This is a genomic window from Gordonia sp. (in: high G+C Gram-positive bacteria), from assembly GCF_020438995.1.
Lineage (GTDB): Bacteria > Actinomycetota > Actinomycetes > Mycobacteriales > Mycobacteriaceae > Gordonia.
Genome location: NZ_JAGQTN010000018.1, coordinates 1 through 10,123, shown reverse-complemented (window position 1 = coordinate 10,123; position 10,123 = coordinate 1). Strand labels below are relative to the sequence as shown.

Sequence of the window (10,123 nt, the reverse complement as noted above, 5' to 3'; positions counted from 1 at the left end):
CGGACTCGTCGAGTAACCGGCCGTCGTCGTTGCTGATCACACCACGTTCGTCATCGAAGGCGAGCCCGGGTATCGGGGTGGAGCGGTAGCCGATGGAGCGCACCACCAGATCGGTGGCCACCTTGTGACTGGTGCCGCCGCTGCGGATCGCGACGGCGTCGACGCGGCTGTCGCCGATGATCTCTTCGGGCGCGGAATGGAACAGGAACACGATGCGCCTGCGCGACGGGTCCGCCGGCAACGACAAGTCCGGTACCTGTCCGTCGGCGTTGTCGAAGACCTCGACATCGACGCCGGGGATGGCCGCCAGCGCCCGATACTCCGGTGCGGTGTACGCGGCCGAATCCTGGCCGCGACGGCCCAGCAGTACCACCTCGTGCACGTTCTGTTCGCGCAGGATCGCCAGCGCGCGGTCGGCGATGTCGGTGGTGGCCAGCAGTTCGGGCGGCGACACCAGGATGCGCGCCACATCGAGCGCGACGTTTCCGGTGCCGACGATCACCGCGCGGCCGGTGGCCCGCTCATCGCCGCCGCGGCGGATCGGCGGTCCCGAGTCGGCTCCGGGGGCCGCGTTGTACCAGGCCACCAGCTCTGTCGCCGACGTCGAGCCGGGCAGATCCTCACCCGGAATCCCGAGGCGCCGCGATTCGCTCGCGCCGACCGCGTAGAACACCGCGTCGAAGTGTTCGGCCAGCTCGGCCGGGGTGATCTCGTCCGGCCCGGCGCCCACGCCGACGTTGGTGGCCATGGTGACACGAGGGTCACGGTAGAGCAGGTCGAAGCTGTGCAGGACACCCTTCGTGCCGGGATGGTCCGGGGCCACACCGGCACGCACCAGACCACCGGGAGTGGGCAGCCGGTCGATGACGGTGACCTGCGCCTCCGTCCGGTCGATCAACGTGCGCAGCGCATAACCGCCCGACGGCCCCGTCCCGACCAGCGCGATCCGCAGGTCCGCGGGGAGTTTCGGGAGGTCCGGGTAGGTGATGCCAGGCCAGTCGTCGTCGGTGGCGGCCACCACCTCGGGAAACGGCGCCATGCCGGGCAGTTCGGCGCCGGTGGGTGCGTATCCGGACTGGATGTCGGGGTGGCTCTTGTAATAGTCGGCGTTGATGTCGATGAATACCCTGTCCCTGGTGCCGAGTTTGTCGGCCGGGTAAATGGCGTTCACCGGGCAGGCATCGGCGCACGCACCGCAGTCGATGCACGCCTGCGGATCGATGTGCAAAATATCCGAGGTGCCGAAACCGCGTTCCTCCGGGGTCGGATGAATACAGTTCACCGGGCACACGGAGACACAGGCCGCGTCACTGCAGCACGACTGGGTGATAACAAACATCAGAGCATATTCGCTTTCCGGTACCAGTACATCGCAGGCTTGGTGAGCAGGCCGACCTCGTCGAGGAATTCCATGAGATGTGCACAGCTGCTGCGGATCATCGACTGGAAGTGAGAATTGCTCTTCATCTCCTTCATCGCGCGGTCGGCGTCGAGGCCGGCGTCGGCGAAGGCCTGCCGCTGCACGAGGCTGGTGACGATGAAGTACGCGCCCAGCGCGATGTAGAGGGCGCTGAACTGACGGCGGCCCTTGCTGATTCCCTTGACAGAGTCACGCACCTCCTCGCGGGCGAACTTCATGTGTCGCGACTCTTCGAGGACGTGGATCTCGTTGACGGTGCGGATGAGCGGCAGGACACGCTCGTCGCGCATGCAGCCTCGCTGGAATACGTCGAGAACCTCTTCGGCGACGAGGATACCGGCGTAGGCGACCTCGTTCTTGGCGGTGGCCTTGAAGAACTTGCCGGCGAATCCGATCAGCGGGCGCGGCTTGTAGGAGTTCCCGACAAGCTTTTCCGACGCCTTGGCGAACATGATGGTGTGGCGGCATTCATCAGCGATCTCGGTGAGCGCGAACTGGAATTCGGGGCTGTGATAGGCACCGAGGTACTGATCGCGGATGACCATTTCCTGCAGAATCATCTCGAACCAGATGCCGATACACATGATGGACGAGAACTCGTGCCGAGTCACCGAGATGCGCTGCTCCTCGGTGAGCTCATCCCAGTAGCCGGTACCGTACAGCGACGACCATTCGGGGCTGCAACCGTACTTGGTGGGGTCCAGAGGTGCCGACCAGTCGATCTCGGTCATCGCGTTGCGCGAGAGCCGGGCAGCCGAGGCCAACAGGCGCTTGGAGACCTCATTGGCGCCCTCATCGCGCATGCTGACGACGTTGTCGGGAGTTCCCAGGTCGGCGGCGTCGGTGCCGCCGAAGTCGCGTTCCATCGCGATAGTCATCGTGTGTCCCTCCATATGAACTATGACTTGCATCATATCAATGATCAGTGTCATATCAACAGTCGTTGTCAACGTAGCAGGAACATGTTCACCCGAGAAGATCCCGGGCACGGTTCCTGCTCAACCGACACTGAGAGACTCGCCAGTTATTCGCCTCACAGTGAGGCGAATCACAAATGGTGGCCCGGGGCGGAGTTCAGTGGTTCTATACTGGCCAGTAAGTTGCTGGTCACATCCCATCGGCGCACATCCCCAACGGGACAATCACCGCAGGTCAACACCTGCGTATCCATCTCAGGAGTAACAATGCCCTCAATCTTCATCACCGGCGGCGCGGCCGGAATCGGTCTGGCGACGGCCGAGCGGTTCTCCCGCGAAGGCTGGACCGTCGGCGTGTACGACGTCGACGCCGACGGCCTCGCCAAGGTCAAGGCCAACCACCCCGAGTGGATCACCGGCACCCTCGACGTGCGCGACGAGAAGCAGTGGGCCCAGGCCCTCGAGGAGTTCACCTCCCACACCGGAGGCACCCTCGACGTCCTCGACAACAACGCCGGCATCCTCGTCGCCGGCCTGCTCGTCGACATCTCCGCCGACGCCGTCCGCCGCCAGATCGAGATCGACGCCCTCGGTGTCGCGCTCGGCGCACAGGTCGCCCACCCCTACCTCAAGCGCACCCCCGGCGCACATCTGGTGAACATCGCCTCGGCATCGGCCATCTACGGCCAGCCCGAGATCGCGGTCTACAGCGCCACCAAGTTCTTCGTCGCCGGCCTCACCGAGGCACTCGAGCTCGAATGGGAGAACGACGACATCCGCGCCGTCGCCATCTGGCCGCTGTGGGCCAAGACCGCGCTGGCCGCGAACGACGCCAAGTCCACCAAGACCCTCGGCGTCCGGATCACCCCCGAGCAGGTCGCCGACAAGGTGTGGGAGTCGGTCCACCCCACCACCCAGGACAAGCTGCTGCACCGCACCTCATACACCGTCGGCCTGCAGACCACCGTGCTGGCCAACGCGGCCAAGTTCGTCCCCAACTTCGTCTCGCGCACCATCAACAAGTACCTCGCGCAGAGCTGAGTTCTTGTTTCGACGATGTCCGTAGCACCGAAAGGTGTTGCGGACATTGTTGTTTGGTCTGTTTCCGGAGTGGTTGCGTCAGGTGTGCGTGTCACCGGACCCTTCGAGACCCTCGCTCCTTCGTCGCATCGGCCTCAGGGATCAAGAAGAATGGTCGCGACTGCTGCACCACCAACAAGATGACCGGACACCACCACCACCCCACCACCAACAAGATGACCGGACACCACTACCCCAACAACAACAAGACGACTGGTCACGACCACTGCACCACCACCAAGACGACTGGTCGCGACCATACTTCTTGATCCCTGAGGGCGTCGCGCGAGCTTGCGAGCCGACGCGTCTCGAAGGGTCCGGTGAGATGCGGCTCCCAACCAGTTGCGTCTCAGCCGCCGTTGAACGCCGGGCGGTAGGTGCGGCAGGGACGCCCGCGCTGACCGTCGCACGCGGGCAGCGGCGCACCGGCGCGCTGCCCCGGAACCACCGGCAGCACAAGCGAAGATCCGCCCACGCCGAGCGCGAGGGTATCGATGACCCGACCACCGGTGGCGGGGGTGTCGAACCGCCACGATGTCATGTCGCCGCCGGGGGCGGTGATGGTGACCCGGATGCGTGAGCCCTTCCGAAACACGTGCGCGACCGACCTCAGGGCGATCCGCACGTCCTGGAATCCCGGCTGTAGCGGCCGAGGGTTCAGCCAATCACGCTGCGGCTCAAGCATTGTCGACGACAATGTGACATCCCGGAAAGACGCCCGCAAATGCCCGGTGGTCACATAGGTTTCCCTGCCGTCGGGCCGCACCTCGCTGAGCGTGGCCTGCAGATCGGTATCGCGTGCCGACGACGACAGCCGCAGATCCAGACTCGCCGGACCGACCACCATCACATCGTGATCGGTTGCCGTGGAAACGAATCCGACTCCCGAATGCCCCGGCACCGGAAACCATCGGTACGGTGGCAGCCCCCGCCACGGCACCTGCGAAGAACCCACCACGTTCAGCGTTCCCGCCGGTCTCGACGCCGGGTCGGGACGGAACGACACCGTCGCCGACGGCGTCGACCGGCCTGTCAGTTCACCGCCGGCGGCCAGTGCCAGCCGGGTCCCCGACCCTACCGACGCGGGCGGCCACGACGCGAACCCACGCTGCCAGCGTGCCGAAAGATTGCCGGGCACAGCCGAACCGGATCCACTGTCGAACCACACCTGCACGCGTGGACCGTCGGCGAACCGGCGTCGCGCGTCGCCGAGATCGCGGGCACCGGCGAGCCGGTCGGTCTCGACAACGGCGCCGGGCGTGGAGGTACTCCCCCCGTACACGGCCGGCGCCAGCGCCACCAGCGCCGGATTGAATCTCGGTACCCGTTTTGCCACAAAGATATTCAGGAACTCATACCAGGAACTGAGCAGTTGCGGTGCCACACTGTCGAAGTGCGGACCGTTGACCATCTTGACCCACACCCGGCGATTCTTGTCGAACTCACCGATGATCGAAGTCCACTACGGTCCCACCTGTTCATCTTGCAATGTCCCCGTCAGCAACACCGGAACAGCGATCTTCGACGCCCAGTACGACGGCGACCGGTGCTCGAGCAATGACGTTGTGCGCGTGGGATTCTGCTCGATCAGCCGGCGCAGGTCCTGGGTTTGCAGACGCAACCGCTGATTGGCCAGGCACCGGGCGTCTCCGCGTCGCACCAGTTCCCTGGCGTATGGCTGCCCACCAGTGGGCGCCGGCCGGGCCTCCTTCTGCCGTTCGGTGATCCACGAATTGGCGAAACCGGTATTGAAGATCCCACCGGGAAAACCGGTCGAATACAGGTCGTAGGTGATCGACATCGGCGCGATCGCCGCGAGGCTCGGCGGACGGGTCCCCGCCACCGCGAGCTGCGAGATCCCCGAGAACGAGATGCCCACCAGCCCGACCCGGTGGCCGGCCACCCACGGCTGGGCGGCCACGGTTTCGACGATGTCGTAGCCGTCGTAGATCGTCGGATAATCGAACAGGTCGAACGCGCCACCGGAACAGCCACTGCCCCGCATCTGCACGATGACCGTGGCGAACCCGGCAGCCGGACCGATCGCCCCACCGAGGATCACCCCCGGCACCGGTGCCAGCGGATCCGGTTTCTTCAACTGTTTGCCGATCGCGCCCACCACGACGTCGCCGGGCGCCGCGGCCTGATATCCCGAATACTCGATGACCGTGGGGAACGGGCCGTCGGCCATCGTCTTGCCCACAGGCAGCCGCACCATGACCGCCAGCTCGATTCCGTCGCGCATCCGCACGTAGTGGTAGCCGGCCCCGAACCGCTGACTTCGGTAGAGTGCCTTGTCCGGCGGCTGCTGCGCGCGGACCGCGAACGTGTTGCCGGCCCGGCCCGACACCTCGAACCGGTATCCGGGCCCGGGTGTCAGGTCGCGGATGAGGAATGAACCGAGCCGATCGACACGGCCGGTACCCATGACCGCGCCCGCCGGTCCGATCAGCCGCACCGGCGCGCCCGGCTGGGCGTCGACAAGATAAGCCTGTGTGACGCTGCCCGCGCCCGTCCCGACCCGGACCGACGCCGACGCACGCGGCGCATCGAGAAGCGCCACGGTGACAAGAACGACGGTCAGCACAGACACGACGAGCGGGATCACCGGCGTTCGGCGTGTCACCCGGACACTGACGGGACCCTCAAGGCACCTCATACAGCGCGACACTAAACGACAACGGTGTCGACGTTAACCGGTTCCGCCGCTTTCGGCTCGGCGGGACGCGAACCGCGATCACCGCCCGAGACGATGTCCGGGGCGGTGATCGCGATATTCAGAGGTTGTCGCCGGCCCGGCGACGGGAAGTGATCAGCGACGGTCGAGGTCGAGGATCCCGGCCTGCACGGCCTTGACGAGGCGACGCGGCAGGCGCTGCGGAACGCCGTTCACCTTCACTTCCTGGAGTGCGGGATTGTCCGCCTTCCACTGCGAACGACGGCTACGGGAGTTGGCCCGCGACATCCGGCGCTTCGGAACAGCCATGGTTGAACCCTTCTTTTCTGTCTGTACTACAAGTCTTCGCGCGACCGCCTGTCATGCGCATCGAAGCTTGTAGGACGACCGGCCGATCTGCGCGCAGCACCCCCGGAGGGCGCGACACACAACCCGACCAGACTACCGCCGATGACCGTAAAGCTCCAAAACGATCGTCCCCGGACCGACTGGCACGTGTCAGCCGAACACGCCGATGACGCCCGCGAACACCAGGAAGGCGATGGTCAGCGCAGTCGCAATCCAGCCGAGCACGATACCCGCGGTCGCCATGCCCTCACCGGTCTGGGTTCCACCCGACGCCGCGATCTCGCGCTTGGCCATCGGGCCGAGGATCACCGCGACGATGCCGACGGGCAGGCCGACAAAGCAGACCCATATCCCCAAGATTCCGACGACTCCGCAGGCCAGCGCACCGATTGCTTTGCTGTTGTTCGTCGGCGCGATCGGATACGGCGAGACCCCGTACCCGGCGGCCCCATATGGGGTGGCCCCGTACTGGCCCGCACTGTAGGGCGCGGCCGCATACTGCCCGGCGCCATACTGACCCGCCGTGTTCTGACCGGCACCGTACTGGCCTGCTTGGCCGGCCCCGTATTGACCGGCACCGTATTGACCGGCCCCGGGTACGCCGGGAGCAGCAGCGGGGTTGCCGTACGGATTCTCCGGTGACGGCGTCGGCGTCGGCGATCCGAACTGCGTCGGAACGTCTGCCTGGGGGACGCCGATCTGGGGGACGCCGAACTGAGTGGGTGCGTACTGTGCGCTGTTCCCGTCACCGGCCGCCGGAACCTGCGACCATCCCTGCGGGGCGCCGCCGGACCCGGCCGATGCCGCATCGTCACGTTTGGTCAGGTCCGGTCCCTGCGAGGGGTCGGGAGTTCCGTTCGGGTAGGACATTGGACGTCGCCTCCATCGCGATCGGGCCGCCGGGCCACCGGGTGTCCCGGAAACCGGCACTCGTGCCGCCCAGAGTAGCCGGATACACCTGCGAGGCACCGGTCACACCGGGTGTGCTCACTAGAATCATTCAAATGTCTGGCGTGATTTCCGGTTTCACCGTCATCTTCATCGTGGTCGGTGCCGGGTATCTGCTCGGGCGCACCAACACTCTCGGCGAACACGCCCACGAGGTGCTGTCGCGACTGGTGTTCTTCGTGTGCACACCGGCGTTGCTGCTGCATTCGCTGGTCACGTCGGATCTGTCGGTGGTGTTCTCCTCCACCCTGGTGATCGCCGGAGGCTGTGCGTCGGCCATCGGTGTGGCCTATCTGCTCATCGTGGGGCTGTGGCTGCGCCGGCCGATTCCCGAACTGACCATCGGCGCATTGTCGTCGTCGTATGTGAACAGCGTCAACCTCGGGCTGCCCATCGCGATCTTCGTGCTCGACGACGCGTCGTTCATCGCCCCGCTGCTACTGTTCCAGATCCTCATCTACTCGCCGATCGCGCTGACCGCACTCGACCTCACGGCGCTCGACAGGCAGTCCGGTGACGGCTGGCGCAACACGCTGCGCGATGCGGTGGTGACCCCGATGACCAATCCGATCGTACTCGGCGGCGTCTCCGGTCTGGTCATTTCGCTGATCGGCTGGCAGCCGCCCGAGGCGATCATGAAGTCGTTCGAGATGCTCGGCTCGGCGTCGGTGCCGGCGGCGCTGCTGGCGTTCGGATTGTCGCTGACCGGTGTCGCCGTGTTCAAGAAGGGTGAGAGCCCGCGCCGCGACATCGCCGTCGCAAGTGTGCTCAAGCTGGTCGTGATGCCGGTGATGGCGTACCTGGTGGCGCGGTTCGGCTTCGGCGAAACCGGCCACCAGTTGTTCGCCCAGGTGGTTATCGCCGCCCTACCGACGGCCCAGAACGTCCTGGTCTACGCCACCCGCTACCGCCGCGGCCAGATCCTGGCACGCGACACAGCCCTGATCACCACCCTCGGCTCCATCCCCACGATCGCGGTGATAGCCCTCCTCCTCGCCTGACCGCCCGCGATTCTCCGGCGACATGGCTCCCTGGTGCCGGCGGCTATTTCTCCGGATTCTTGCGGGGCTTGCGTTTGACGTCGACGCCGCCCATCAGCGCCAGGCCTGTCACTACGACCACCGGCGCGCCGGGAGGGCCCAGACCTGCGGCTTTGCCGCCGAAACCGCCCATCACGGCCAATCCGTTCACCTCCACGGTCACATCGGGTGGAACGGTGATGTCGATGCCGCCCATGATCGCGGCGCAGCGGATGGTCAGCTGCGGCGCGGTGAACTCCACCTCACGCAGGTCGATGTCGATGCCGCCCATCAAGGCGAACGCCTGCAGGTTGTCGCCGACGGCCGCGTTGCCGCCGATCTCCCACCCCGACATCACCGCGACCGCGTTGTGTACGAGGCGACGGCCTGATCCGGAGCTGAGCCGGGACGCCGAACCGGTCGCCGACGATGGCGGGATCGGGACACCGAGCTGAGCCACGGGAAGGTCGTCGGTGAGGTTGTCGAGGTCGCCGAATGTCTTGGCCACCACGACCTTCGACGACCGTTCGTCGAACTCCGACAGCGACAGGCTGCCGTTGGACAGCGCCGCCGACAGAATCTGTTGTACCAGTTCACGATCGGCGTCCGAGGCCCGCAATCGTGCGCGCGGGTCGAGGTTGTGGGCCGCGGTGAGATCCGGCTTGCGCAACGGAATCGGGCCGGGCGTGGCGTCGGGCCCTGACGTGTGGCCCTCGGATGGCTCGGGCGAGATTGTCATAGCGGCAAGCCTAGTGCGGGGCGCGGCCATTCAGACTCCGGACAAACCCCCAGATACACCCTGACTTCGACCGCCGGGTATGGGACTATTCCGGCATGGCAAAAGTCGGTAAGTGGTTCACGGTCCTCGGGCTCGTGATCATGCTCGCGGCCGTCGCGGTCGGCGTGTTCTTCGCGGCGACCGGTTTCGGCAAGGTCGCCGACATGGCCGAGAACGCGTTCGTCGTCGAGGGTTCTGTGACCAGAGATTTCGACGCCGGCGACGAGATCTTCCTGTTCGGACAAGGCTCCGGAACCAACTACGACCGACCGAACTGCCAGATCACCGGTCCTGCTGCCACCAAGGACGTCACATCGAGCCTCGAGACCACGTTCACCTACGACGGCCGTTCGGTCCGGTCCTATCAGGGCGTCGGTTTCACCAAGACCGGGTCGTACACGATCGCCTGCGACGGCTACGCGGTGGCGACGCCCGAGCTTTCGGCGACCGGCATCTTCCAGAGCGTCGGCGGCATTCTGCTGGCGGTTTTCGGTGGTGGTGGCGGACTGGTTCTTATGGTCGTCGGAGGCATTCTGTGGATTGTCGGGGCGAGCCGAAAGAAGCCTCCGACGACGTACCCGCCGGCCGGCGGCTACCAAAGCTATCCGCAGCAGGGTGGGTATCCGAACTATCCGCAGCCGGGCCCCGGCTACCCGGGTGGCTATCCCGGCAATCAGCCGCCCGGCAACTGGAACCGCTGACGCCGGTCACCAGGTCACGGGTGGCAGTTCGACGTCGATAGGAAACGGTTTGTCGACGACGACCCGGTGCCGGTGCACGCCGGTCGGTGCATACGCGCCGCCTTCGGGAAGCAGTTCGAAGGTGTACACCACCATCGCGTCGTCCTCGTTCTCCACGCGCCAGAAGCACGCGATACCCGCCTCGGCATACTGCGCCGGACGCAGCTTGCGGTCCTTGGTCTTGGTCCGCGGCGAT

At 65.8% G+C, this 10,123-nt stretch carries 12 protein-coding genes; 3 read left to right on the top strand and 9 right to left on the bottom strand.

The window, feature by feature from the left end; translation table 11 throughout:
* Together KDB67_RS01600 and KDB67_RS01595 are read right to left on the bottom strand one after the other, a co-directional pair.
* Positions 1–1,339, bottom strand: a 1,339-nt coding sequence (locus tag KDB67_RS01600) for a 4Fe-4S binding protein (RefSeq protein WP_291011549.1), incomplete at its 3' end; no start/stop codon positions are given.
* Positions 1,339–2,286 (bottom strand): diiron oxygenase, encoded by a 948-nt coding sequence (locus tag KDB67_RS01595; protein ID WP_291011552.1) that lies wholly within the window; start codon positions 2,284–2,286, stop codon positions 1,339–1,341. The genes KDB67_RS01595 and KDB67_RS01600, both read right to left, overlap by 1 nt.
* A gap of 318 nt (positions 2,287–2,604) precedes the next feature.
* Between KDB67_RS01595 and KDB67_RS01590 the strand changes: the two genes are divergently transcribed.
* Positions 2,605–3,378, top strand: coding sequence for an SDR family oxidoreductase (locus KDB67_RS01590; RefSeq protein WP_291011546.1), 774 nt, complete (start codon positions 2,605–2,607; stop codon positions 3,376–3,378).
* A gap of 134 nt (positions 3,379–3,512) precedes the next feature.
* Here the strand turns inward: KDB67_RS01590 and KDB67_RS01585 are convergent, their stop codons facing one another.
* From KDB67_RS01585 to KDB67_RS01565, 5 genes are all read right to left on the bottom strand, one after another.
* Entirely contained in the window at positions 3,513–3,677 is a 165-nt protein-coding gene (locus KDB67_RS01585) for a hypothetical protein (protein WP_291011543.1), read from the bottom strand.
* An 89-nt stretch (positions 3,678–3,766) separates the two neighbouring features.
* Positions 3,767–4,840 (bottom strand): CocE/NonD family hydrolase C-terminal non-catalytic domain-containing protein, encoded by a 1,074-nt coding sequence (locus tag KDB67_RS01580; RefSeq protein WP_291011540.1) that lies wholly within the window; start codon positions 4,838–4,840, stop codon positions 3,767–3,769.
* Positions 4,841–4,879: 39 nt separating this feature from the next.
* The gene (locus tag KDB67_RS01575) at positions 4,880–6,043 is read right to left on the bottom strand and encodes a CocE/NonD family hydrolase (protein ID WP_291011537.1); all 1,164 of its coding nucleotides are present in this window, start codon (positions 6,041–6,043) and stop codon (positions 4,880–4,882) included.
* 186 nt (positions 6,044–6,229) lie between these two features.
* A complete protein-coding gene (rpmF, locus tag KDB67_RS01570; RefSeq protein WP_005191264.1) occupies positions 6,230–6,403 on the bottom strand; it encodes a 50S ribosomal protein L32 in 174 nt (57 codons plus the stop codon).
* 189 nt (positions 6,404–6,592) lie between these two features.
* The gene (locus tag KDB67_RS01565; RefSeq protein ID WP_291011528.1) at positions 6,593–7,312 is read right to left on the bottom strand and encodes a DUF4190 domain-containing protein; all 720 of its coding nucleotides are present in this window, start codon (positions 7,310–7,312) and stop codon (positions 6,593–6,595) included.
* Between the two features lie 134 nt (positions 7,313–7,446).
* Here KDB67_RS01565 and KDB67_RS01560 point away from each other — a divergent pair, with 134 nt between their 5' ends.
* Positions 7,447–8,391 carry an AEC family transporter gene (locus tag KDB67_RS01560; RefSeq protein WP_291011525.1) on the top strand — a complete coding sequence of 315 codons (945 nt, stop codon included), beginning with the start codon at positions 7,447–7,449 and terminating at the stop codon, positions 8,389–8,391.
* A gap of 43 nt (positions 8,392–8,434) precedes the next feature.
* On the opposite strand, the gene KDB67_RS01555 is transcribed toward KDB67_RS01560, so the two are convergent.
* The gene (locus KDB67_RS01555) at positions 8,435–9,148 is read right to left on the bottom strand and encodes a DUF1707 domain-containing protein (protein ID WP_291011522.1); all 714 of its coding nucleotides are present in this window, start codon (positions 9,146–9,148) and stop codon (positions 8,435–8,437) included.
* A gap of 95 nt (positions 9,149–9,243) precedes the next feature.
* Between KDB67_RS01555 and KDB67_RS01550 the strand changes: the two genes are divergently transcribed.
* Complete coding sequence (locus KDB67_RS01550) at positions 9,244–9,888, top strand: hypothetical protein (RefSeq protein ID WP_291011519.1); 645 nt, start codon at positions 9,244–9,246, stop codon at positions 9,886–9,888.
* A gap of 6 nt (positions 9,889–9,894) precedes the next feature.
* On the opposite strand, the gene KDB67_RS01545 is transcribed toward KDB67_RS01550, so the two are convergent.
* Positions 9,895–10,123, bottom strand: a 229-nt coding sequence (locus tag KDB67_RS01545; protein WP_291011516.1) for a hypothetical protein, incomplete at its 5' end; no start/stop codon positions are given.